The following is a 22837-nucleotide window of genomic DNA, read 5'->3' as shown; positions in this document are numbered from 1 at the left end:
CGATGCGTACGGTCCTGGTCACCGGACTCGGCGGTGCGGGCCGTACCACCCTCGCGGCCGCCACCGCGCTCGCCGCCGCCCGGCGCGGCGAGCGCGTGCTGCTGCTCTGCGCCGACCCCGGCGACTCGCCGGCCGACGTGCTCGCCGTCCCGCTCCCCGGGGCCCAGGACGGGCCCTGGGGCGAACCGGTCGAGGCGGCGCCCGGCCTGTGGGCCGCGCGCATCGACTCCGGCGCCCAGTTCCGCACGGACCTGCTCGCCCTCCAGGAGCGCGGCGCGGCCCTGCTCGACCTGGTCGGCGCCGACCGCCTCGAAGGCGAGGAGCTGACCGAGCTGCCCGGCGCGGACCGGCTCGCCCTGCTGCGCGCCCTGCGGGCCGCCCCCGGCTCGGGCCACGACCTGGTCGTCGTCGACCTGCCGCCGGTCCACGACACCCTCGCCACCCTCGCGCTGCCCGAACAGCTCCGCCGCTACCTGCGCAGGCTGCTGCCGCCCGAGCGGCAGGCCGCGCGCGCCCTGCGCCCGATGCTCGCCCAGCTCGCCGGGGTCCCGATGCCCGCCCAGTGGCTCTACGGGACCGCCGCGCGCTGGGCGGACGAGCTGGCCGCGGTCCAGGCCGTCGTCGAGGCGCCCACCACCTCCCTGCGCCTCGTCGCCGAACCGGGCCCCGCCGCCGCGCGCGCCCTGCGCGCCGCCCGCACCGGCCTCGCCCTGCACGGCCTCGCCGTCGAGGCCGTCCTCGCCAACCGGATGCTGCCGACCGGCTCGCCCGACCCCTGGCTCGCCGGCCTCGCCGCACAGCAGCAGGCGTACGCCAAGGAGCTCGCCGGACCCGTGCACGAGGTGCCGCACCTGGGGCGCGACCCGCGCGGCCCCGAGGACCTGGCGCTCCTCGACCCCGGCGAGCCCGCGCCCGCCGCGCCCGTCCGCTCCACCGTCGAGGACCGGCGCGCCGCCGACGGCCTCCTGGTCTGGCGGATCCCGCTGCCCGGCGCGGTCAAGTCCGACCTCGGCCTGGTCCGCAAGGGCGACGAACTGCTGCTCACCGTCGGCCGCTTCCGCCGAGTCCTGCCGCTGCCGTCCGCGCTGCGCCGCTGCGACGTCGCGGGCGCGGGGCTCGCGGACGGCGTCCTGAGCGTGCGGTTCAGGCCCGACCCCGGGCAGTGGCCCCGTACGCCCTGAACGGCATACGGCCGTTCGGGTAACGTCGGTGGTACGGCCCGCACTCCGCGGGCGACGGCCGCCCGGCCGCGACACGTCCACCGCACACCCGCCGCGCAGGAGCCCGCAATGAGCGAAGCCACCGACCGCCCCGTCGACTCCGACGCCTGGGCCAGCGCCTGCGCCGAGGACCTGGAGGCGGAGAGGGCCAGGCGCCGCGCGCAGTACGGGCCGCCGCCCGGCTCGGCCGCCGAGGAGCTGCGCAAGCTGGCCGAGGCCGTCACGGACAAGCTCGCCGCGTTCCAGTCGAGCCTGCCCGGGATGGCCGCGACGGGCATGGTCAACCAGCTGATCAACCAGGCCAAGTCGGCCGTCGAGCCGGTCGTCAGGCGCAACCCCGAGGTCTTCGACCACCTCGCCCAGGCGGGCGGTGAACTGCTGGCGGCCTACCGCTCGGCCGTCGAGGGGCACGAGCGCCGCTGGACGCAGGGCGAGGAGCGCGCCACGCCCGCCGGCCGGACGGACTCGGCCGCCCCGTCGGCTGACCCGTCCGCCGACCCCTCCGCGGGGAAGGACGAGGGCCAGGGACCGGGCGAGCCCATCGACCTCGACTGAGGCGCGGACTCGGGGCGCCGGTCCCCGAGACGGACCGCGGGAGGGCCCGCTCGCTCGGGTACGGTTGGCCGCAGCGGGGCTCGACCGAAAACTGAGGGACACATGGGACTCACCATCGGCGTCGACATCGGCGGTACGAAGATCGCGGCCGGAGTGGTCGACGAGGAGGGCCGGATCCTCTCCACCCACAAGGTGCCCACCCCGGGAACCCCCGAGGGCATCGTGGACGCGATCTGCACCGCGGTCGCCGGCGCCGGCGACGGCAGTGACATCGAGGCCGTCGGCATCGGCGCGGCGGGCTACGTCGACGACAAGCGCGCGACGGTGCTCTTCGCCCCCAACATCGACTGGCGCCACGAGCCGCTGAAGGACAAGGTCGAGCAGCGCGTCGGCCTCCCCGTCGTGGTGGAGAACGACGCGAACGCCGCGGCCTGGGGCGAGTACAGGTTCGGCGCGGGCCAGGGCCACGACGACGTCATCTGCATCACGCTCGGCACGGGCCTGGGCGGCGGCATCATCATCGGCAACAAGCTGCGGCGCGGGCGCTTCGGCGTCGCGGCGGAGTTCGGGCACGTCCGGGTCGTCCCGGACGGGCTGCTGTGCGGCTGCGGCAGCCAGGGCTGCTGGGAGCAGTACGCGTCGGGGCGCGCCCTCGTGCGGTACGCGAAGCAGCGCGCCCACGCGACGCCGGAGAACGCGGAGATCCTGCTCGGGCTCGGCGACGGCACGCCCGACGGCATCGAGGGCAAGCACGTCTCCGCCGCCGCCCGACAGGGCGACCCGGTGGCCGTCGACTCCTTCCGGGAGCTGGCGCGCTGGGCGGGCGCGGGCCTGGCGGACCTGGCGTCGCTCTTCGACCCGTCGGCGTTCATCGTGGGCGGCGGCGTGTCGGACGAGGGCGAGCTGGTGCTCGATCCGATCCGGAAGTCGTTCCGGCGGTGGCTGATCGGCGGGCAGTGGCGCCCGCACGCGCAGGTCCTGGCGGCGCAGCTCGGCAACAAGGCCGGCCTGGTGGGCGCGGCTGACCTGGCGAGGCAGGGGTAACGGGAGTTCCCCGCGCCCCCTCCCGGGGGCGCGGGGAACCGCGCGGGAGCGGTCCTGACCCGGCACCCGCCCACCGGGCCCGCCCGCGCCGCACCCCCAACTCCCGCCCCGGCGCCGTATCTTGATCCCCATGGTCGCCGCGCACCTTCCTCCGCTGCCCCCTTCCCGCACCGACCCCGACGGCTCCGCGGTCCTGAGGGTCCTCAGCTACAACATCCGCTCGATGCGCGACGACGAGGACGCCATCGCCCGCGTCATCCGCGCCTGCGAACCCGACCTCGTCTTCCTCCAAGAGGCCCCCCGCTTCTTCCGCTGGCGCAAGCACGCCGCCCGCCTCGCCGCCAAGAGCGGCCTCTACGTCCTCACGGGCGGCGCCACCGCCACGGGCCCGATGCTGCTGTGCTCGCTGCGGGTGGGCGTCGAACGCACCGAGGACGTGCTCCTCCCGCTCACCCCCGGCCTGCACCGCCGCGGCTTCGCCACCGCCGTCGTCCGCGTCGCGGGCACCCGCATCGGCCTGCTCAGCTGCCACCTCAGCCTCCAGACCGACGAGCGGTACGCCCAGGCGGGCATGCTGCTCGACCGGCTGGAGGCGCTGGGCACGGAGCACGCGCTCGTCGCGGGCGACCTCAACGAACGGCCCGGCGGCCGCACGTTCCGCCGGCTCGCGGGCGAGCTCCAGGACTGCTGGGCGGTACGCCCCTGGGGCGGCGAGCACACCTCGACCCCAGCCGACCCCCACCAGCGCATCGACGCGGTCCTCGCGACCGGGGGAGTGGAGGTGCTGGGCTGCGGCGTGCCGCACGGCCTGCCCGGCATCTCGGAGGCGGACCTGCGCGCCGCGACGGACCACCTCCCGGTCCTCGCCGCCCTCCGGGTGCCCGCGGCCACCGCGCCCGCAGGCCGATAACCGGATGCGGGCGCGCCGCACGCCACGTACGGTCGACCCCCGTGAAACCGCTCAGCGAGAAGCAGATCCGCGCCTCCTTCGTGAACTCCACGAAGGGCGAGGCGGCCCGCCTGAAACTACCCCTCGACTTCGCCGAACTCCCCTGGGACGACCTGGACTTCCTCGGCTGGATCGACCCGGGCGCGCCGCTGCGCGCGCACCTCGTGCTGGCGGGCCCCGAAGGGCCGCTCGGCATCGGCCTGCGGGTCCCGGGCGCCACCCGCACCAGCGCGGTGAAGTCCAGCATCTGCCAGCTCTGCTACACCGGCCACGCCTCGTCCGGCGTCACCCTCCTCGCGGCCCCGCTCGCGGGCCCCAGGGGCCGCTCGGGCGACACCGTCGGCATCTACGTCTGCGCGGACCTGGCCTGCTCCCTGTACGTACGGGGCAAGCGGCAGCCCAAGCTGCGCACCGGGCGGTACGAGGAGAGCCTGACGACCGAGGAGCGGATCGCCCGCATGCTGGGCAACCTCGAAGCCTTCGTGGCGAAGGTGGTCGGGGGCCGGGACGGGAACGGCGGCGCGGCGGCATGATCGTCCGGCCCGCGGTCGAAGCGGACTTCCCCGGCTTCCTCGCCCTCGCCGCCGAGGTCGAGCACTGGTTCGGCGCCATGGTCGAGGAGCCCGGCTTCCACGACGCGGTGCGCGGGAGCATCCGGGGGTCGGCCGCCCTCGTCGCACAGGAGCCCGGCGCCCGGCCGGGCGCCGGGCTCCTCGGCGGCCTGCTGTTCGGGGCGGACGCGGGCGCGGACGCGGGCGGGGGAGACGGCGGGGGCGAGGGCGAGGGCGCTGCGACGTACCACCTGCACTGGCTGGTCGTCGCCGAGCGGGCGCGCGGCACGGGCGCGGGGCGCGCGCTCGTCGACGACGCCGTGCGCAGGTACGTGACGGGCCCCGCGGTCGTTGAGGTGATCACCTTCGGGGCCGACCACCCCGGCGCGGTGACCAGCGGGGCCCGGGTCTTCTACGAGCGCCTGGGCTTCACCCCGGGCGAGGCGGCCGGGCCCGGCCCCGAGGGCGGCTCGCGCCAGGTCTACCGGCGCACGGTCGTCTGACGCCCGTACGGCGGTGGGCCCGCCCGCCCGGGAAGGGCGGGCGGGCCCGGACACCGGCGCTCAGACCACCGCGCCCCGCCCCGGGTCGTCGTAGTCCTCGTCGTCGTCGCTCTTCATCCGGGCCACCAGCGTCGCGAAGCCGCCCAGGAAGCCGCCGATGCACACCGTGGTCAGCCACCACGTGAGCTCCCAGCGGAACAGCACCGCGAGCAGCATGAGCACCGGTCCGCCGATCACCGCGAGCCAGGCGAACTTCGCCGTGACGTCGGCCTCGGGCAGCGGCGGGGGCTCCGGCGGCACGAAGTGCCCCTCGTCGCTCCCGTCGAGGTCGTCGTCCTTGGGCTGGGCCACCTCGTAGTCGCGCGGCCCGCCCACGCCGGGGGCGAAGACCACCGAGCTGCCGAGCGGCTTCTCCGGCGGCTTCGGGCGGTCCTTCGCCTTCGCGCCCTCCTCGCCGTTCAGCTCGTCCGGCTCCAGCAGCGCCAGGTCCTCCACCGACTTGAACGGCTTCGCGCCCGGCGGGTCCGCGGGCTCCTCGCCGTACCCCGCGACGATCGCGGCCCAGGCCGCGTCCTCGTCGATCGGCTGCGGCTCGGGCCCGCCGCCCACGCCGTCCTTGGCGCCCAGGTCCGCGCCGCCGCCGGTGACGCTCTCCGGCTCGCGCTCCCGCGCGCGCTCCCGGTCCGGTTCGTGCGCGTCGTGCTGCTCAGGCTCAGCCACCGCTCGTGCTCCCCTTCTTCCCGATGCTCGGAGCGAGGCGGCAGATGAACGCGTGGCTCTCGTCGAAAATCCGCTCCGCATCGTGGTCCAACGTCGCGACGTGGTAGCTCTGTTCCAGCACGATCTCCTTGACATCCGACGAGGAGACGCGGCTGAGGACCCGGGCGGTGTCGACCGGCGGCACCACGTGGTCCTGCGGGCTGTGCAGCACCACCATCGGCTGGGTGACCTGCGGCAGCTCGCCGTCGACCAGCCGCAGGAACTGCCGCAGCGAGTGCGCGGCGTGCAGCGGCACCCGGTCGTACCCGACCTCCTCGACGCCCTCCTTGGCGATGTCGCTCGCCACGCCCTTGGTGGTGGGGACCAGATGGCGTACGACGGGCAGGGCGTGCGCCGCCAGGCCGTGCACCTTGTTCGCCGGGTTGACGACCACGATGCCGGAGACCGCTTCGCCGTGCTTGGCCGCCAGCCGCAGGGTCAGCGCCCCGCCCATCGAGAGGCCGAAGACGAAGACCTGCGAGCAGCGCTCCTGGAGGCCGCGCAGCTCGCGGTCGACCTCCGCGTACCAGTCCTGCCAGCCGGTGACGGCCATGTCCTGCCAGCGCGTGCCGTGCCCAGGCAGCAGGGGCAGCGACACGGTCAGACCGCGCTCGGCCAGGTACTCGGCCCAGGGGCGCAGCGACTGCGGGGAACCGGTGAATCCGTGGCAGAGGAGGACGCCGACCTCTCCGCCCTCGTGGCGGTACGGCTCGGCTCCGGGAAGGACCGGCACCGGGGTCTCCTGTTCGTGAGGTGGAACGGCTGGAAGAAGTACGGGAAGGAGGAACTGGGGAAGAAAGGCGAAGCGGGAACCGCGAAGGGAAACAGCAGCGGAAAGCTGTGTCTTCACCGTACGCGAGCGGACTGGCACCGACCAGGCTCCCACCGGCTCGCTGACGTCATCCAAAGGGGGAGCGGGGGCCACGATCGGGTTAAGGTCTGTTCGACGGACCTGAGGAAGGCAAGCGAGTGATCTACGGCGCCATGAAGTTCTCCATCGGAGGGTCGCTGAAGCTTGCCTTCCGCCCCTGGGTGGAGGGCCTGGAGAACGTGCCCGCCGAGGGTCCCGCGATCCTCGCCAGCAACCACCTCTCCTTCTCGGACTCCTTCTTCCTGCCCGCGGTGCTCGACCGCAAGGTCACCTTCATCGCCAAGTCCGAGTACTTCACCTCGCCCGGCGTGAAGGGCAAGCTCACCGCGGCCTTCTTCAAGGGCGTCGGCCAGCTCCCGGTGGACCGCTCCGGCGTCCGCGGCGCGGGCGAGGCGGCCATCCGCGCGGGCATCGAGGTCATCGAGGGCGGCGGGCTCTTCGGCATCTACCCGGAGGGCACCCGCTCGCCCGACGGCCGGCTCTACCGGGGCAAGCCCGGCGGCCTCGCGCGCGTGGCGCTGGCGACCGGGGCGCCGGTCATCCCCGTCGCCATGATCGACACCGAGAAGATCCAGCCGCCCGGCAAGGTCGTCCCGAAGCTGATGCGCCCCGGGATCAAGATCGGCAAGCCGCTGGACTTCAGCCGGTACCACGGCATGGACGGCGACCGCTTCATCCTGCGCTCGGTGACCGACGAGGTCATGTACGAGATCATGAAGCTCTCCGGCCAGGAGTACGTGGACATCTACGCGACCGCGGCCAAGCGCCAGATCGCCGAGGCCGAGAAGGCGGCGAAGGCCGCGGAGAAGGCGGCCAAGGGCGCCGAGGGCACCAAGGACGCCGAGGGTGCCCAGGACGCGGGGGAACGGCCCGCGGCCTGACCGCGTCGCTGTGGGGGTGGGGAGAATGGCGAAGCGCGAGCGCGTCGTGCGCATGTCGGTGGAGCTGCCGCTGTGGCGCGCCCTGGCCGGGTACCGCGTCCTGACGACCGGGTACGCGGTGGTGATCTTCATCCTGCACCGGGAGAAGTTCGAACGGCCCTGGGTGGGCGTCGCGGTGCTCGCGGTGATCGCGGTGTGGACCCTGGCGACCCTCCCCAAGGTCGCGAACGCGGCCGCCTGCACCAAGCGCTTCCTCGGCGTCGACCTGACCATCGCCCTGGTGGGCATCCTGCTCACGCCCGTCGCCGACGTGGACGCCCAGACCTTCGACGGCCCGACGCTGCCGACCATCTGGACCGCCGGGTCCGTGCTGGCCTTCGCCATCAAGGGCGGCTGGCGCTGGGCCGGGTTCGCGTCCTCGCTGGTCGCCGTCGCCAACATCATCGAGCGCGGCGAGCCCAGCAGGGACACCTTCCACAACGTCCTGCTGGTGTGGATCGCCTCCATCGCCATCGGCTACATCGTCGAGGTCGCCCGCGCCTCCGAGCGGACCCTGGCCCGCGCCCTGGAGATCGAGGCGGCGACCCGCGAGCGGGAGCGCCTGGCGCGCGACATCCACGACAGCGTCCTCCAGGTCCTGGCCATGGTGCAGCGCAGGGGCACGGCGCTGGGCGGCGAGGCCGCCGAGCTGGGCCGGATGGCGGGGGAGCAGGAGGTGGCGCTGCGCACCCTGGTCTCCAGCGGCCTGGTGCCCACCTCGCGCACCTCGGAGGACCTCTCGCAGGGCGCGGTGGTCCGCACCGTCGAGGTGGCCGACGAGCACGACGGGCCCGACGGGCACGACGACCCGGCCGCCGCCGGTCCGTGCGACCTGCGCGCGCTGCTCGCCCCGCACGCCGGGGCGAAGGTGACGTTCTCCGAGCCGGGCGCCCCCGTGCTGCTCGCCCCGGCGGCGGCGAAGGAGCTGGCCGCCGCCGTCAGTGCCGCCCTGGACAATGTCCGGGTGCACGCGGGCGAGGAGGCCCGCGCCTGGATCCTGGTCGAGGACTGGCCCGACGAGGTGATCGTGACCGTCAGGGACGACGGCCCCGGCATCCCGGAGGGCAGGCTCGCCCAGGCGGAGGGCGAGGGCCGGATGGGCGTCGCGCTCTCGATCAGGGGCAGGCTGCGCGATCTCGGCGGTACGGCCGAGCTGATCTCGGTCCCGGGCCAGGGCACCGAAGTCGAGTTGAAGGTTCCACGGGGGAAGGCGGTTTCCGGACGATGAGCGGGACGAGCGGCACGGCGGGCGGCGGTACGGGCGTCGGTACGGGTGTGGGTACGGGCGGCGGAGCGGCCGGGGAGGACCGGCCCGCGATCCGGGTGATGGTGGTCGACGACCACCCGATGTGGCGCAACGCGGTGGCCCGCGACCTGGCCGAGGCCGGGTTCGACGTGGTCGCGACGGCGGGCGACGGCCCGCAGGCGGTCCGCAGGGCGACGGCCGTCTCGCCCGACGTGCTGGTCCTCGACCTGAACCTGCCGGGCCTGCCCGGCGTCCAGGTCTGCAAGGAGCTGGTCGGCACCGACCCCCGGCTGCGGGTCCTGGTGCTGTCCGCCAGCGGGGAGCACGCGGACGTCCTGGAGGCGGTGAAGTCGGGCGCCACCGGCTACCTGCTGAAGTCGGCGAGCCCCGAGGAGCTGATCGACGCCGTGCGGCGCACGGCCGTGGGCGACCCCGTCTTCACGCCGGGGCTCGCGGGCCTGGTACTCGGCGAGTACCGCAGGCTCGCCTCCGAGCCCGTGCCCGCGGCCGGCGCCGACGAGCCGAAGGCCCCGCAGCTCACGGACCGGGAGACCGAGGTCCTGCGGCTGGTCGCCAAGGGACTCAGCTACAAGCAGATCGCCGAGCGCCTGGTCATCTCGCACCGCACCGTCCAGAACCACGTGCAGAACACCCTCGGCAAGCTCCAGCTGCACAACCGCGTGGAGCTCGTGCGGTACGCGATCGAGCGCGGCCTGGACGACGCGTAGGCCCGGCGGCCCGCCGCGCGGGACCGCCGATCCCCTTGATCCGCAAGGGAATTCACGGTTCCACCCATCCCGGAGTGACCTGCGTCACCACTAGCGTGGCGACCGTAGGCCACCACGCGAAGGGACGTGATTCCATGCGGGTCGGAGTACTGACCGGAGGCGGCGACTGCCCCGGTCTCAACGCGGTCATCAGAGCCGTCGTCCGCAAGGGCGTACAGGAGTACGGCTACGGGTTCGTCGGATTCCGGGACGGCTGGCGCGGTCCGCTCGAAGGCGACGCCGTGCCGCTCGACATCCCCGCGGTGCGCGGCATCCTGCCGCGCGGCGGCACCATCATCGGCTCCTCGCGCACCAACCCCTTCCAGGCGGAGAACGGGGTGCGCCGGGTCAAGGAGAACCTCGCGAAGTACGAGGTGGACGCGCTGATCACGATCGGCGGCGAGGACACCCTGGGCGTCGCCGCGCGGCTCGGCGCCGAGTGCGGCGTGCCCTGCGTCGGCGTGCCCAAGACCATCGACAACGACCTCTCGGCCACCGACTACACCTTCGGCTTCGACACGGCCGTGGGCATCGCGACCGAGGCCATCGACCGGCTCCACACCACCGCCGAGTCCCACATGCGGGTCCTCGTCGTCGAGGTCATGGGCCGGCACGCCGGATGGATCGCGCTGCACTCCGGGCTCGCGGGCGGCGCCAACGTCATCCTCATCCCCGAGCAGCCCTTCGACCTCGACCGGGTCTGCGCCTGGGTCACCTCGCGCTTCAAGGCCTCGTACGCCCCGATCGTCGTCGTCGCCGAGGGCGCCGTGCCCAAGGGCGGCGCGATGGTCCTCAAGGACGGCTCGACCGACTCCTTCGGCCACGTCAGGCTCTCCGGCGTGGGGGAGTGGCTGGCCGCCGAGATCGAGCGGAGGACCGGCAAGGAGGCCAGGACCACGGTCCTGGGCCACGTCCAGCGCGGCGGCACGCCGAGCGCCTTCGACCGCTGGCTGGCGACCCGCTTCGGGCTGCACGCCATCGACGCGGTCAGGGACGGCGACTTCGGCGCGATGGTCGCGCTGCGCGGCACGGACGTGGTGCGGGTGCCCGTCGCGGAGGCGACGGCGCGGCTGAAGACGGTCGATCCCGCGCTGTACGCCGAGGTCGGAGTGTTCTTCGGCTGACGCGCCCCGGCCCCGCCCGTGCGCGGGCGGGGCCGTCGGCGGACCCGTATATTCGCGGTACCGGGCAGACATCACTTCACGGGCCGGCATCACTTCAGGGGTGAAACGCGTGGAAATCCTGGCATTCGGCGTGCAGACCGACGAGAAGCCCCTGATCGAGAAGGCGTTCGAGGAGCTCCACGAGGCACGCTGTCTGGACGTCTTCCTCACCGAGGACACCGCGCCCATCGCGGCGGGCTACGCGGTGATCTCCACCAGCGTCAACTGCGACCTCGGCGCCCGCGTCCTGCGCATCCTCGCCGCGGGCGGCACGAAGATGGTCGCCCAGCGCTCCACCGGCTTCAACAACATCGACCTCGACGTCGCCCGGCAGCTGGGGCTGACCGTCGCCCGGGTCTCGTACTACTCCCCGTACTCCGTCGCCGAATTCGCCTGGACCCTGGCGATGGCCGTCAACCGCCGCGTCGTCCGCGCCGCGGGCCGCACCCGCGACTTCGACTTCCGCCTCGACGGGCTCCTCGGCCGCGACATGCGCGGCCGGACGGCGGGCGTGCTGGGCACCGGAAAGATCGGCGAGGCGTTCACCCGGATCGCCCACGGCTTCGGCATGGAACTGCTCGGCTGGGACGTCGCCCAGAACCCGGCGTGCGTGGAGCTCGGCATGAAGTACGTCGACAAGGACCGGCTCCTCGCCGAGTCCGACCTGGTCAGCCTGCACGTGCCGCTGCTGCCCGGGACCCGGCACATCATCGACGCGGACGCCCTGCGGTCCATGAAGGACGACGCGATCCTGGTGAACTCCAGCAGGGGCGGGCTGATCGACACGGACGCCCTGGTCACGGAGCTGCGCGCGGGGCGCTTCGCGGGGGTGGGGCTCGACGTGTACGAGGCGGAGGCGGGGCTCTTCTTCCACGACAGGTCGCTGGAGGGCGTCGCGGACGACACGCTGGCGCGGCTGATGACGTTCCCGAACGTGCTGGTCACGTCGCACCAGGCGTACTACACCGTGGACGCGGTGGGCCAGATCGTGGGGACGACGGTGGAGAACGTGACGGACTACCTCGCGGGCCGCCACACGGAGAACGTCCTGGTCCCGGAGGCCCCGGCGAGGTAGGGGCGACCCGCCGGGGCGCGGGGAACCGCGCGGCAGCGGGGCACGCACCGCGCGTACCCCCAGCCGCACCGCCCCGCGCCCCCGCCCCCAGCCCTCACCCCCGCACCGGAGCCACCGCTTCCAGCAGCCCCGCCACGATCTGCGGCCCGCGCAGCGTCAGCACCGACTCCGGATGGAACTGCACCCCGGCGAACCCCGCCCCCCGCAGCGCGTGCACCTCCCCGGTGCGCGGATCCCGGCTCACCTCCACCCCCGACGGCTCCCCGCCCTCGTGGCACACCGCGGTGAAGCTGTTGTAGAAGCCGACCGTCTCCGCGCTCCCGAACAGCTCGATCCGGGTCTGCGCCCCCTGGTACGGCACCTCCTTGCGCACGATCCCGAGCCCCAGCTCCGCCGCGATCAGCTCGTGCCCGAGGCACACGCCCAGCACCCCGTACGCGTGCCCGCGCAGCACCTGCGAGGTCAGTCCGCGCAGCATCCGCATCTTGGGGTCGGCCGCGTCGGACGGATCGCCGGGCCCGGGGCCCAGCACCAGCGGCCCCCGGTGCGCCAGCGCGGCCTCCCGCAGCCCCGGCTCGTCGTACCTCCGCACCGTCACGTCGAGGCCCGATGAGCGCAGCAGGTGCGCCAGCATCGAGGTGAAGGTGTCCTCCGCGTCCACGATCAGCGCGTGACCGCTCAGCCCGCCCGCGCCCACGGGACCCGCGGCCCCCTGCATCCGCAGCCAGAACGGCGAGAGGTCCGCCCGCCGCGCGTCCAGCGCCGCCCGCACCCGGGGATCGTCGGCCAGCCGGGGCCGTACCGCCTCCTCCTCGGGCCGCCCCGGCCGCACGCCCAGCGCGGCCAGCACGCCCGCCGCCTTGGCGTGGGTCTCGGCGACCTCGCCCGCCGGGTCGGAGTGCCGCACCAGCGTCGCCCCGACGGGCACCCGCAGCCGCCCGCCGGGCGAGACGTCGGCCGTGCGGATCAGGATCGGCGAGTCCAGGGTCTGCGCGCCGCCCGCGTCCAGCCCGAGCAGGGCCAGCGCCCCCGCGTAGTACCCCCGCGCCCGCCCGTCCCGCCCCAGCGGCTCGTGGCGCTCGATGACCCGGCAGGCGTTCTGCACCGGCGACCCGGTGACCGTCGCGGCGAACATCGTCTCGCGCAGCACCTCGCGCACGTCGAGCGAGGAGCGCCCGCGCAGCTCGTACTCGGTGTGCGCCAGGTGCGCCATCTCCTTGAGCCTGGGCCCGACGACGACCCCGCCCATGTCCCCGACGGTGCACATCATCTTCAGCTCCTCGTCGACGACCATGGAGAGCTCCTCGGTCTCCTTGCGGTCGCCGAGGAAGGCCAGCAGGTCCTCGGGGGTCGGCCCGTCGGCGGGATAGCGGTACGTCCCGGAGATCGGGTTCATCACGACCGTGCCGCCCGACATCCGCACGTGCACCTCCGGGCTCGCGCCCACCAGCGTGCGGTCGGGCGTGTGCACGACGAAGGTCCAGTACGCCCCGCGCTCACCGGCCAGCAGCCGCCGGAAGAGCGCCAGCGCGTCGGCCCGTCCGAAGCCGGGGACGTCGCCCTCGAAGGTCCGCCGGATGACGAAGTTGGCGCCCTCGCCGCTGCCGATCTCCTCGTCGATCACCCGCCGTACGATCCGGGCGTACTCCTCGTCGGACACGTCGAAGGCGCCGTCCTCGACCCGCACGCCGTGGGCGGGCAGTGCCGCCAGGGCGGAGGCGAGCGGCAGTTCGTGCACCTCGTCGGCGACCAGCACGGCGAGCGGCGTCCCGTCGTCGCGCACGTCGAAGCCGCGTTCCCTGATCTGGCGGAACGGCACCAGGGCGAGCGAGGGCCGCTCGCCGACGGGGATGTCGGCGAGTCTGTCCGCATGGCGGACGTCGCCGATCAACACCTCGACGGTGTCGCGGTCGCGTCCGGGCGTGCGGCGGCGGAGCAGGGCGAAGGGCGGGCAGTCGTCGCCGAGCAGCCGGTCGACGAGCCGGGAGGTCTGGGCGGAGTCGATGAACATTCGGGGTTCCTCTGCGGTAGCTGGGAGGAACGGCCCCGGAAAACACGGAAGGCCGCCCCTCGGGCGGCCTGTGCGTCGGTGTGCGAACGCGCGGATCAGTGGGCCGCCGGATGAGCGGTCCACCACCAGTTCTGGGTCGTCTGCGCGAACATGCCGGGGACTCTACAGCAGTTCGTCGGCTCCGTGGCCGGAAAAGGCATCTGACATATCCACGCGCTCCGGTGTTCTACTGAGCAGCCCCCACTGGACGAAGCACGGCCGAAGTGCGGATCAGGTACGAACCAAGTACGGCCGAGTCTCACCCATTGGGCCAAGTCCTGGACAGCTCCCAGAACCCCGTAATGTTGACGAGGTGACCGTGAACGCCAATACCTCCGTAGCCGGTGGAAACACCTGGCGAGACCTTCCCGCGGCGCAGCAGCCCGAGTACCCCGATGCCGAGGCGCTGCGCGATGTGATCGCGGACCTCGAATCGTATCCGCCGCTCGTCTTCGCGGGCGAGTGCGACCAGCTGCGCGCCCGCCTGGGAGCCGTCGCCAAGGGCGAGGCGTTCCTGCTGCAGGGCGGCGACTGCGCCGAGGCCTTCGACGCCGTGTCCGCCGACCACATCAGGGCCAAGCTCAAGACGCTGCTCCAGATGAGCGCGGTGCTGACCTACGCGGCCTCCGTGCCCGTGGTCAAGGTCGGCCGCATCGCGGGCCAGTACTCCAAGCCGCGCTCCAAGGGCACCGAGACCCGTGACGGCGTGACCCTGCCGACCTACCGGGGCGACTCGGTCAACGGCTTCGCCTTCAACGAGGCCGACCGCATCCCCGACCCCGAGCGCCTGAAGCGGATGTACCACGCGTCGGCCTCCACGCTGAACCTGGTGCGCGCCTTCACCACCGGCGGTTACGCCGACCTGCGCCAGGTGCACGCCTGGAACCAGGACTTCGTGAAGCAGTCGCCCTCCGGCCAGCGCTACGAGCAGCTGGCCCGCGAGATCGACAACGCGCTGAACTTCATGAAGGCCTGCGGCACCGACCCGGCGGAGTTCAAGGCCGTCGAGTTCTTCTCCTCGCACGAGGCGCTGCTGCTCGACTACGAGACCGCGCTGACCCGCGTGGATTCGCGCACCGGCAGCCTCTACGACGTCTCGGGCCACATGCTCTGGATCGGCGAGCGCACCCGGCAGCTGGACCACGCGCACATCGAGTTCGCGTCCAAGGTCCGCAACCCGATCGGGATCAAGCTGGGCCCGACGACCACCGTGGACGAGGCGCTGACGTACGTCGACCGCCTGGACCCGGACCGCGAGCCCGGCCGGCTGACCTTCATCGTCCGCATGGGCGCCGACAAGGTCCGCGACAAGCTGCCCGACCTGGTCGAGAAGGTCACCGCGTCCGGCGCGGTCGTCGCCTGGGTCACCGACCCGATGCACGGCAACACCTTCTCGGCCGCGTCCGGCCACAAGACGCGCCGCTTCGACGACGTGCTCGACGAGGTCAAGGGCTTCTTCGAGGTCCACAAGGGCCTCGGCACCCACCCGGGCGGCATCCACGTGGAGCTGACCGGCGACGACGTCACCGAGTGCGTGGGCGGCGGCGACGAGATCCTCGTCGACGACCTGCACCAGCGCTACGAGACGGCCTGCGACCCGCGGCTCAACCGCAGCCAGTCGCTCGACCTGGCGTTCCTGGTGGCGGAGATGTACCGCGACCAGTGATCCTCCGGTGTGCGTGACGGTGGGGCGCGGATCCTTGTGATCCGCGCCCCACCGGCGTAACGGGGGCTTTTACCGGCCCCGGGAGGCGGGTAAGGTTAGGTTAGCCTCACCGATCAATCGGACGGGCTCTACCTATCGATGCCCGCCAGAGACCCGCCGGGAGGTGAACCGCGTGTACGTCTGCTCCTGCTTCGGAGTCACCGACCAGCAGATCAAGGACCACGCGGCCGCCGGAGCCTGCACGCCGCGCCAGATAGCCTCGGCGTGCAAGGCGGGCACGGACTGCGGCTCCTGCGTGCGGCGCATCCAGGCGCTGCTCGGCCGGGGCGAGTGCCCGCGGCGCGAGCTGGCGGACCGGGGCGAACCGGTGCTCGCCGCGCTCGACGAGGCCGCCTAGACCCCGCGGCCCGGCCCCTCGGTTCAGCTCTCCGGCTGTTCGATCAGCTGGGCGATGTACAGCGGCTCGCCGAGCTTCTCCAGCAGTTCGAGCTGGGTGTCGAGGTAGTCGATGTGGTGCTCCTCGTCCGCCAGGATCGACTCGAAGATGGTGGCCGACGTGATGTCGCCCTTGCCGCGCATCACCTCGATGCCGCGCTTCAGCCGGTCGATCGCCTCGACCTCGACCTGCCGGTCGGCCTGGAACATCTCGCCGACCGTCTGGCCGATCCGCACGTGGAAGAGCCGCTGGTAGTTCGGCAGGCCTTCGAGGAAGAGGATCCGGTCGGTCAGCACCTCCGCGTGCTTCATCTCGTCGATCGACTCGGACCTGGTGAACTTCGCGAGCTTCGTCCAGCCGAAGTTCTCCTGCATCTTGGCGTGCAAGAAGTACTGGTTGATCGCGGTCAGTTCGGCGGTCAGCTGCTCGTTGAGGAATTCGATGACCTCGGGGTCGCCCTGCATCGCAGAGGCTCCTTCCAACAGGTGAACTGGGCAGGTTGCGCGCATCTTTGCATCGCTCTGGGAGCCCGTCCAGTAAGTGCATGCTTAGTAGGAGTTGCCCGAATCGGCGCAGAACTGGTCATGACCACCCCTCCCGGTCTGTCACCATGGAAGGCATGGGTCAGGCGGAGAACGGGGAACACCGGGCAGTGGACAGGTCCGGACTTCCGCCGGGGCAGCGCCTGCAGCGCGGCTGGCCGGTCACCCATTACGGGCCCGTACCGAAGTTCAAGCCGGACCGCTGGGAATTCCGGGTCTTCGGCGCCACCGCCGACGGCGAGAAGCACTGCTGGAACCACGAGGAGTTCTCGGCGCTGCCGTTCTCCACGGTCGTGGCCGATCTGCACTGCGTGACGAAGTTCAGCATGCTGGGCGCGGAGTGGGGCGGGGTGCTCGCCCGTACGGTGCTGGAGCTGGCGCCGCCCGCGCCGGACGTCTCGCACGTCATGGTCTGGGCGGAGTACGGCTTCAGCGCGAACCTGCGGCTCTCCGACTTCACCTCCGAGCGGACCGTCTTCGCGACCCACAAGGGCGGTGAACTGCTCACCGCCGAACACGGCTTCCCGCTGCGCCTCGTCGTCCCCCATCTGTACGCCTGGAAGGGGCCCAAGTGGGTCCGGGGCGTGGAGTACATGACCGCCGACAGGCGCGGCTTCTGGGAGGAGCGCGGCTACCACAACGTCGGCGACCCGTGGACCGAGCAGCGCTACTCCTACCAGGAGGTACCGGGGGACGGCCCGGAGCTCTGAGCCCCGGGCCGCGGGCGGATCACCCGGTCAGCGCAGGGCCTTCAGCCGCGCCACGTCCGCGGCGTGCCCCTCCTTGCCGCCCGGCGTCTCGATGATCAGCGGGACGCCCGCCGTCGCCGGGTGCCGCAGCAGCTCGCGGAAGGGCTCCGCGCCGATGTGGCCCGAGCCGATGTTCTCGTGCCGGTCCTTGTGCGCGCCGACCACGTCCTTGGAGTCGTTGGCGTGGATCAGCTTCAGCCGTCCCTCGCCGACCGTCTCCACCAGCAGGTCCAGCGTCTGCCGCATGCCGTCGGGGCCCGTCAGGTCGTGGCCCGCCGCGTAGACGTGGCAGGTGTCGAGGCAGACGCCCAGCTTGGGGTGGGAGTCCAGCGCCTCGAAGTACGGCGCGAAGTCCCACGTACGGGAGCAGAGCGAGGAGCCCTGGCCCGCCGTGGACTCCAGCAGCAGGAACGGGTCGTCGTCGTGCGTCAGTTCGTCGAGGAGCGGGAGCATGTGCGTACGGACCTGGGCGAGCGCCTCGGCCCTGGGGCGGCCGCCGGTCGCGGAGCCGGTGTGCACGACCACGCCGAGCGCGCCGATCTCCCGGCCCCTGCGCAGGCTGTGCCGCAGCGAATCCACGGACTTCTCGACCGTGGCCGCGGTGTGCGAGCCGAAGTTGATCAGGTACGGGGCGTGCACGTACGCCGGGACCGATTCGGCCTCGCACTCCGCCCGGAACAGTTCGTCCTGGGCCGGGTTCCCGGCGGGCGTCGCCCACCCGCGCGGATTGGCGACGAAGACCTGCACGGCCTCGGCGCCCATCTCGCGGGCGTAGGTCAGCCCGACCTTGGCGAGACCGCCGGCCACCGGGACGTGGCCGCCGACTGGATTGCGCATGTGGTGCTAGAGCCCCTTGGTCTTGATGGTGATGGTGCTGCCCTCGGGGGCCTGGTCGCCGCCGTCGACCGACTGGTCGGCGACGGTGTCGCCGAGGAACGGGAACGCCTTGTCGACCTTGACCTTGAAGCCCGCGTCCTCCAGCGTGCTCTTCGCCTCGTCGACCTTCTTGCCCGTGACGTCCGGGACGTCGATCATGCGCGGGCCCTTGGAGATCGTGAGCGTGACGGTGTCGCCCTCGGCCGCCTCGGTGCCCTCGGCGACGGACTGCCGGGCGACGTGCCCGGCCTCCTCGGGCGAGTCGACCCGCTCCGCCGCGATCTTGACCTTGAAGCCCTCGTCGACGAGCGTGGTGCGCGCCTCGGCCTCGGTCTCGCCCGTGACGTCGGGGACCTCGACGGGGGCGCCCTTGCTGACGGACAGGGCGACGGCGGAGTCCGGGTTGCGCTCGGTTCCGGCGTCCGGGGTCGACTCGATCACCTTGCCCCGGTCCACCTCGCGGCTGAACTCCCTGGTGATCATGCCGGGGACCAGACCGGCCTTCTCCAGCTCCGCCTTCGCCGCCTCCAGCGTCCTGCCGCGCAGCGCCGGGACCTTCACGACCTCGGGGCCGCGCGAGACGACGAGCGTCACCGAGCCGTTGCCCCTGATCCGCGCGCCCGACTTGGGGGCGCTGTCGACGACGGTGCCGCGCTTGACGGTGTCGCTGTACTCCTTCTTGACCGCCTTCACGTCCAGGCCCGCCGAGTCCAGCCGCTTCTTGGCCTCCGCCTCGGTCTGGCCGAGCACCGAGGGCACCCGGGTGAACTGCCCGGAGTTGATGTACCAGATCCCCACGCCGCCGCCCAGCACCAGCAGCACTGCCGTCACCAGCGCGAACAGCCGTCGCCGCGGCGAGAAGCGCGCGCCGGTGCCGCCCCTGCGCCGTCGGCCGGCCCCGGGGTCCGCGGGCTGTGCGGGGGGCGGGGGCAGCGGCGGGGGCATCTCCAGACGGCTGGTGTGCTGGACGCCGTCCTGCCCGGCCTCGGGCGGGAGGGCGCGGGGGATCACGCTCGTACGGTCGTCGGGACCGCCCTGCCCCGGCTCGGCGGATCCCGTGGTGATCGCCTGCGGCGGTACGGCGTCCAGCTGCTCGTCGCCGAGTGCGGCGCGCGCCTCGCGGGTCCGGGCGAGCAGGGCGACCGCGTCGGTCGGGCGGACGTCGGGGTTGCGCGCGGTGGCGCTCGCGACCAGCTCGTCCAGCTCCACGGCGAGCCCGGGAACGTCGGCCGACGGGGCCGGGACGTCGGCGTTGAGGTGCTGGTAGAGGACCTGGGCGGGCGTGTCGCCCGAGTGCGGCTTGCCGCCGGTCAGCATCTCGTACAGCACGACCCCGCAGGCGTACACGTCGACGCGGGTGTCCGCCGTGCCGTGCTCGATCTGCTCGGGCGCGAGGTAGGAGACGGTGCCGAGGACGGAGCCCGTGGTGTTGGTGACCGAGCCCACGGCCCGTACGAGCCCGAAGTCGGCGACCTTGACCCGGCCGTCGTCCCCTATCAGGACGTTCTCCGGCTTCATGTCCCGGTGCACGAACCCGGCGCGGTGCGCGGCGCCGAGCGCGGCGAGCACGGGCTCCAGGATGTCGAGCGCGGCCCGGGGCGCGAGCGCGCCGCGCTCGCGCAGGACGTCGCGCAGGGTGCAGCCCGCGACGTACTCCATCGCGAGGTAGACGTACGCGCCGTCGGCGCCCTGGTCGAAGACCCCCACGACGTTGGGGTGCGAGAGGCGGGCGACGGACTTGGCCTCGCGGATGAAGCGCTCCACGAAGGAGGCGTCGGTGGCCAGCGCGGGGTGCATCACCTTGAGGGCGAGCACCCGGTCGAGACGGGTGTCCACGGCCCGGTAGACCGTGGCCATGCCGCCGACGGCGATGCGCGCATCGACGCGGTAGCGGCTGTCGAGCACGTGCCCGACGAGGGGGTCCTGGAGGGTCGTATCCACGCAGGTGAGTGTACGAGGCGCGGGGCCACCCGGATGGAGTACGGCGGGCGGCTCCGCCGGAATGCAGCCGACCTGTGACGCGGCGCCCCCCGGGCGCGGGGCCCTGCGGGGGTTCCCGTCGCCAGGGGCGCCGTTCTCGCCTGCGGCGGGCGGCACCCCGCCCCGCCCCATTTAGGGGCGCGGGGAACTGCGCGAGGGTGGGGCACACGCGCAACGTGTCCACCGCCCCGCGCAGCGGGGCCCCTCAGAACGCCGGGCGTTCCGGATCCAGGGCCGGCATCCCGCTCACCGGCGACGACGCCTCCGCGAAGTGGCGTCGGGGGATCCGCCCGCCCCGCCACGCGAGCCGTCCCGCCTCCACCCCGTGCCGCATCGCCTCGGCCATCAGCACCGGCTCCCGCGCCCGCGTCACCGCCGACGCCAGCATCACCGCCGCGCACCCCAGCTCCATCGCGAGCGCCGCGTCGGACGCGGTCCCCGCCCCCGCGTCCAGGATCACCGGCACCCCGGCGCGCTCCACGATCAGCTGGAAGTTGTGCGGGTTGCGGATGCCGAGCCCGGACCCGATGGGCGAGCCCAGCGGCATGATCGCCGCGCAGCCCACGTCCTCCAGCTTCCGCGCGAGCACCGGATCGTCGTTGGTGTACGGCAGGACCGTGAAGCCGTCGTCCACCAGGGTCTCCGCCGCGTCCAGCAGCTCCACCCCGTCGGGCAGCAGCGTCCGCTCGTCGGCGACGACCTCCAGCTTGATCCAGTCCGTGCCCAGCGCCTCCCGCGCCAGCCGCGCGGTCAGCACCGCCTCGCCCGCGGTGAAGCAGCCCGCGGTGTTCGGCAGGACCCGGATGCCGAGCCGGTCGAGGACGGAGAGGACCGAGCCCTGCACGGTCGGGTCGAGGCGGCGCATCGCCACCGTCGTCAGCTCCGTGCCGGACGCGGTCAGGGAGCGCTCCAGCACGTCGAGGCTGGGCGCCCCGCCCGTACCCATGATCAGCCGGGAGGCGAACGTGGTGTCCCCGAGGACGAAGGGGTCGTCGGACATCGGTCAGCCTCCCTGTACGGCGGTGAGCACTTCCACGCGGTCGCCGTCCGACAGCGCCGTGCCCGGCCACTGGCTGCGCGGGACGACGGCCTCGTTGACGGCGGCGGCGACCCCGCCCCGCGCGGTGGTGAGCGTCGCGACGAGGGCGTCCAGCGTGGTGCCCGGCGCCAGCTCGCGCACCTCGCCGTTGACGGACACGGTCATGCGGACACCTCCAGGGGGCGCGAGGGGCCGGGGACCCGCGCGAAGCGGCCCGGGGCGAACGGGCGCGCCTCGTCGGGCAGCTCCCCGGTCGCGAGGTACGCCGCCAGCGCGTCGCCGGTGACGGGCGTGAGCAGCACGCCGTTGCGGTAGTGCCCGGTCGCCAGGGCGAGGCCGGGCAGGGCGGTCGGGCCGAGCAGCGGGGCGTTGTCGGGGGAGCCCGGCCGCAGCCCCGCCCTGGTCTCGGTGAGCGGCAGCTCGGTGATGCCGGGCACCAGCTCGTGCGCGTCGCGCAGCAGTTCGTACACCCCGCCCGCCGTGACGGTGGTGTCCCAGCCCAGCTCCTCGCTGGTGGCGCCGACGACCAGCTCGCCGTTCTCGCGCGGCACCAGGTAGACGTGGCTGCCGCGCACCACGGCCCGTACGGTCCGCGACAGGAAGGGCGCGTACGCGCGCGGCACCGTCAGCCGCAGCACCTGCCCCTTGACCGGCCGCACCGGCGGCAGCACGTCGGACGGCACCCCGCCCAGCTCGCCGCTCAGGCTGCCCGCCGCCAGCACCACCTGGTCGGCCGCGAGTTCGGTGCCGTCCACCAGGACGGCTCCGGCGGCCCGGTCCCGCACCACCGAGAGGCGCTCCACCCAGCCGCGCGCGAAGGCCACCCCGGCCCGCTCGCAGGCCGTCAGCAGCGCGGCCGCCAGCCTGCGCGGATCGACCTGGTGGTCGCCCTCGACCTGGAGCCCGCCGCGCACGCCGGGGGCGAGCATCGGCTCCAGGCGGCGGCACTCCCGGCCGGTCAGCCACTGCGACTCCAGGCCCGAGCGGTGCTGGAGGGCGTGGAGTTCGCGCAGGTGGGCGCGGTCGTCGGCGTCCAGCGCGACGGCCAGGGTGCCGCAGGCGCGGTAGCCGACCGACCGGCCGCACGCCTCCTCCAGCTCCGCGACGAAGCCCGGATAGCGGCGCGCGGACTCCAGGTTGAGGCCGAGCAGCGTCTGTTCGCCGTGGTGCAGCTCGGTGACGGCCGCGAGCATTCCGGCCGCGACCTGCGCCGCCCCGCCGCCGGGGTCCGGGTCGGCGACGGTGACCGCGAGGCCCCGTCCCGCCGCCCGCCAGGCCGTGACCAGGCCGATGATGCCGCCCCCGATGACGAGGACGTCGCTTGATCGAGATCGAGACATGGGCGTCCAGCCCCTCCCTTCGCCGGCATGACCCGGATCAGGTTCTTACGGTCGGAGGCCGCCCAGCCTCCCTCTCAGCCCGGTGCGTTCGGGCTCCCGCGAGTGCTTTACCTTGGCCACCCTAAACCCCGGGCTCGACCCTCAGTAAGGGAGCATTCGCCGTGGCACGCACCAGCGCCCCTTCGCTCGACGGACTCGTCCTCGCACCGGTCGCCGACCAGGCGCCGGGCCAGGTCGGTACGCGGACCAGGTTCACCTACCACGAGCGGGACGGCCGGATATGGGCCGAGTACGAGGGCGGTGACGTGGTCCGCGGGCACCTGGTCGGCACCCGGGACGGCGACCGCCTGGACTTCCGCTACGTCCAGTTGAAGCACGACGGGGGAACCTCGTCGGGCCATTGCGTGTCCATGGTCGTGGAGCTGCCCGACGGCCGGGTGCGGCTGGAGGAGACCTGGCGGTGGGAGTCCCAGGAGGGCAGCGGAACCAGCGTGGTCGAGCAATTGTGAGACGGACCGCTACTGACGGACCGTCAG

25 protein-coding genes and 1 riboswitch are annotated in these 22837 nt (G+C 73.3%); of the genes, 15 read left to right on the top strand and 10 right to left on the bottom strand.

Features of this window, described 5'->3' with window-relative positions:
* Positions 1-2: 2 nt before the first annotated feature.
* From ACIBNE_RS30090 to ACIBNE_RS30065, 6 genes are all read left to right on the top strand, one after another.
* Complete coding sequence (locus ACIBNE_RS30090) at positions 3-1181, top strand: ArsA family ATPase (RefSeq protein ID WP_399277045.1); 1179 nt, start codon at positions 3-5, stop codon at positions 1179-1181.
* A gap of 108 nt (positions 1182-1289) precedes the next feature.
* Positions 1290-1775 carry a DUF5304 domain-containing protein gene (locus ACIBNE_RS30085; RefSeq protein WP_399277043.1) on the top strand — a complete coding sequence of 162 codons (486 nt, stop codon included), beginning with the start codon at positions 1290-1292 and terminating at the stop codon, positions 1773-1775.
* Between the two features lie 102 nt (positions 1776-1877).
* On the top strand, positions 1878-2819 hold the full coding sequence (locus ACIBNE_RS30080; RefSeq protein ID WP_399277041.1) for an ROK family glucokinase: 942 nt from the start codon (positions 1878-1880) through the stop codon (positions 2817-2819).
* A gap of 130 nt (positions 2820-2949) precedes the next feature.
* The gene (locus ACIBNE_RS30075) at positions 2950-3729 is read left to right on the top strand and encodes an endonuclease/exonuclease/phosphatase family protein (RefSeq protein ID WP_399277039.1); all 780 of its coding nucleotides are present in this window, start codon (positions 2950-2952) and stop codon (positions 3727-3729) included.
* Between the two features lie 41 nt (positions 3730-3770).
* Positions 3771-4301 (top strand): FBP domain-containing protein, encoded by a 531-nt coding sequence (locus tag ACIBNE_RS30070; RefSeq protein WP_399277038.1) that lies wholly within the window; start codon positions 3771-3773, stop codon positions 4299-4301.
* The gene (locus ACIBNE_RS30065) at positions 4298-4822 is read left to right on the top strand and encodes a GNAT family N-acetyltransferase (RefSeq protein WP_399277036.1); all 525 of its coding nucleotides are present in this window, start codon (positions 4298-4300) and stop codon (positions 4820-4822) included. Before ACIBNE_RS30070 ends, ACIBNE_RS30065 begins: the two co-directional genes overlap by 4 nt.
* A gap of 60 nt (positions 4823-4882) precedes the next feature.
* On the opposite strand, the gene ACIBNE_RS30060 is transcribed toward ACIBNE_RS30065, so the two are convergent.
* Both ACIBNE_RS30060 and ACIBNE_RS30055 read right to left on the bottom strand, forming a co-directional pair.
* Positions 4883-5542, bottom strand: a complete 660-nt coding sequence (locus tag ACIBNE_RS30060) for a hypothetical protein (protein ID WP_399277034.1) — start codon at positions 5540-5542, stop codon at positions 4883-4885.
* The gene (locus ACIBNE_RS30055; protein WP_399277032.1) at positions 5535-6314 is read right to left on the bottom strand and encodes an alpha/beta hydrolase; all 780 of its coding nucleotides are present in this window, start codon (positions 6312-6314) and stop codon (positions 5535-5537) included. The genes ACIBNE_RS30060 and ACIBNE_RS30055 overlap by 8 nt, the downstream gene beginning before the upstream one ends.
* A 251-nt stretch (positions 6315-6565) precedes the next feature.
* On the opposite strand from ACIBNE_RS30055, the gene ACIBNE_RS30050 reads away from it, so the two are divergent.
* The 5 genes from ACIBNE_RS30050 (at position 6566) to ACIBNE_RS30030 (ending at position 11623) form a co-directional block, all read left to right on the top strand.
* A complete protein-coding gene (locus tag ACIBNE_RS30050) occupies positions 6566-7333 on the top strand; it encodes a lysophospholipid acyltransferase family protein (protein ID WP_399277178.1) in 768 nt (255 codons plus the stop codon).
* A gap of 25 nt (positions 7334-7358) precedes the next feature.
* Positions 7359-8600 carry a MacS family sensor histidine kinase gene (gene macS, locus ACIBNE_RS30045; RefSeq protein ID WP_399277030.1) on the top strand — a complete coding sequence of 414 codons (1242 nt, stop codon included), beginning with the start codon at positions 7359-7361 and terminating at the stop codon, positions 8598-8600.
* 98 nt (positions 8601-8698) lie between these two features.
* On the top strand, positions 8699-9346 hold the full coding sequence (locus tag ACIBNE_RS30040; RefSeq protein ID WP_399277176.1) for a response regulator: 648 nt from the start codon (positions 8699-8701) through the stop codon (positions 9344-9346).
* Positions 9347-9480: 134 nt separating this feature from the next.
* Positions 9481-10509, top strand: a complete 1029-nt coding sequence (locus ACIBNE_RS30035) for a 6-phosphofructokinase (RefSeq protein ID WP_399277028.1) — start codon at positions 9481-9483, stop codon at positions 10507-10509.
* Between the two features lie 109 nt (positions 10510-10618).
* The gene (locus ACIBNE_RS30030) at positions 10619-11623 is read left to right on the top strand and encodes a 2-hydroxyacid dehydrogenase (RefSeq protein WP_399277026.1); all 1005 of its coding nucleotides are present in this window, start codon (positions 10619-10621) and stop codon (positions 11621-11623) included.
* Between the two features lie 94 nt (positions 11624-11717).
* On the opposite strand, the gene ACIBNE_RS30025 is transcribed toward ACIBNE_RS30030, so the two are convergent.
* Together ACIBNE_RS30025 and ACIBNE_RS30020 are read right to left on the bottom strand one after the other, a co-directional pair.
* Complete coding sequence (locus ACIBNE_RS30025) at positions 11718-13634, bottom strand: anthranilate synthase family protein (protein WP_399277024.1); 1917 nt, start codon at positions 13632-13634, stop codon at positions 11718-11720.
* Positions 13635-13729: 95 nt separating this feature from the next.
* Entirely contained in the window at positions 13730-13786 is a 57-nt protein-coding gene (locus tag ACIBNE_RS30020) for a trp operon leader peptide (protein WP_078513512.1), read from the bottom strand.
* Between the two features lie 200 nt (positions 13787-13986).
* On the opposite strand from ACIBNE_RS30020, the gene ACIBNE_RS30015 reads away from it, so the two are divergent.
* Together ACIBNE_RS30015 and ACIBNE_RS30010 are read left to right on the top strand one after the other, a co-directional pair.
* Positions 13987-15339, top strand: a complete 1353-nt coding sequence (locus ACIBNE_RS30015) for a class II 3-deoxy-7-phosphoheptulonate synthase (protein WP_399277022.1) — start codon at positions 13987-13989, stop codon at positions 15337-15339.
* A gap of 163 nt (positions 15340-15502) precedes the next feature.
* Entirely contained in the window at positions 15503-15736 is a 234-nt protein-coding gene (locus tag ACIBNE_RS30010) for a bacterioferritin-associated ferredoxin (RefSeq protein ID WP_399277020.1), read from the top strand.
* A gap of 23 nt (positions 15737-15759) precedes the next feature.
* Here the strand turns inward: ACIBNE_RS30010 and bfr are convergent, their stop codons facing one another.
* Positions 15760-16239: a bacterioferritin gene (bfr, locus tag ACIBNE_RS30005; RefSeq protein ID WP_399277018.1), complete on the bottom strand. Its 480-nt coding sequence runs from the start codon at positions 16237-16239 to the stop codon at positions 15760-15762.
* Positions 16240-16394: 155 nt separating this feature from the next.
* Here bfr and ACIBNE_RS30000 point away from each other — a divergent pair, with 155 nt between their 5' ends.
* Positions 16395-17027, top strand: coding sequence for a sulfite oxidase-like oxidoreductase (locus ACIBNE_RS30000; RefSeq protein WP_399277016.1), 633 nt, complete (start codon positions 16395-16397; stop codon positions 17025-17027).
* A 27-nt stretch (positions 17028-17054) separates the two neighbouring features.
* On the opposite strand, the gene ACIBNE_RS29995 is transcribed toward ACIBNE_RS30000, so the two are convergent.
* The 5 genes from ACIBNE_RS29995 to thiO all read right to left on the bottom strand — a co-directional run bounded on the left by ACIBNE_RS29995 (position 17055) and on the right by thiO (position 22301).
* Positions 17055-17903: a deoxyribonuclease IV gene (locus ACIBNE_RS29995; RefSeq protein ID WP_399277014.1), complete on the bottom strand. Its 849-nt coding sequence runs from the start codon at positions 17901-17903 to the stop codon at positions 17055-17057.
* Between the two features lie 6 nt (positions 17904-17909).
* Positions 17910-19883: a Stk1 family PASTA domain-containing Ser/Thr kinase gene (gene pknB / locus ACIBNE_RS29990; RefSeq protein WP_399277012.1), complete on the bottom strand. Its 1974-nt coding sequence runs from the start codon at positions 19881-19883 to the stop codon at positions 17910-17912.
* A gap of 244 nt (positions 19884-20127) precedes the next feature.
* Positions 20128-20922: a thiazole synthase gene (locus tag ACIBNE_RS29985; RefSeq protein ID WP_399277010.1), complete on the bottom strand. Its 795-nt coding sequence runs from the start codon at positions 20920-20922 to the stop codon at positions 20128-20130.
* 3 nt (positions 20923-20925) lie between these two features.
* Positions 20926-21126 carry a sulfur carrier protein ThiS gene (thiS, locus tag ACIBNE_RS29980; RefSeq protein ID WP_399277008.1) on the bottom strand — a complete coding sequence of 67 codons (201 nt, stop codon included), beginning with the start codon at positions 21124-21126 and terminating at the stop codon, positions 20926-20928.
* Entirely contained in the window at positions 21123-22301 is a 1179-nt protein-coding gene (gene thiO, locus ACIBNE_RS29975) for a glycine oxidase ThiO (protein WP_399277006.1), read from the bottom strand. Before thiO ends, thiS begins: the two co-directional genes overlap by 4 nt.
* Positions 22299-22411, bottom strand: a riboswitch (TPP riboswitch). (Overlaps the previous gene by 3 nt.)
* Positions 22412-22462: 51 nt before the next feature.
* On the opposite strand from thiO, the gene ACIBNE_RS29970 reads away from it, so the two are divergent.
* Positions 22463-22810 carry a hypothetical protein gene (locus tag ACIBNE_RS29970; protein WP_399277003.1) on the top strand — a complete coding sequence of 116 codons (348 nt, stop codon included), beginning with the start codon at positions 22463-22465 and terminating at the stop codon, positions 22808-22810.
* Positions 22811-22837 lie beyond the last annotated feature (27 nt).

It is taken from the genome of Streptomyces sp. NPDC050504 (assembly GCF_044458065.1).
In the GTDB taxonomy this organism is placed as follows: Bacteria; Actinomycetota; Actinomycetes; order Streptomycetales; family Streptomycetaceae; genus Streptomyces.
This window is presented reverse-complemented; position numbering and strand designations above follow the sequence as displayed.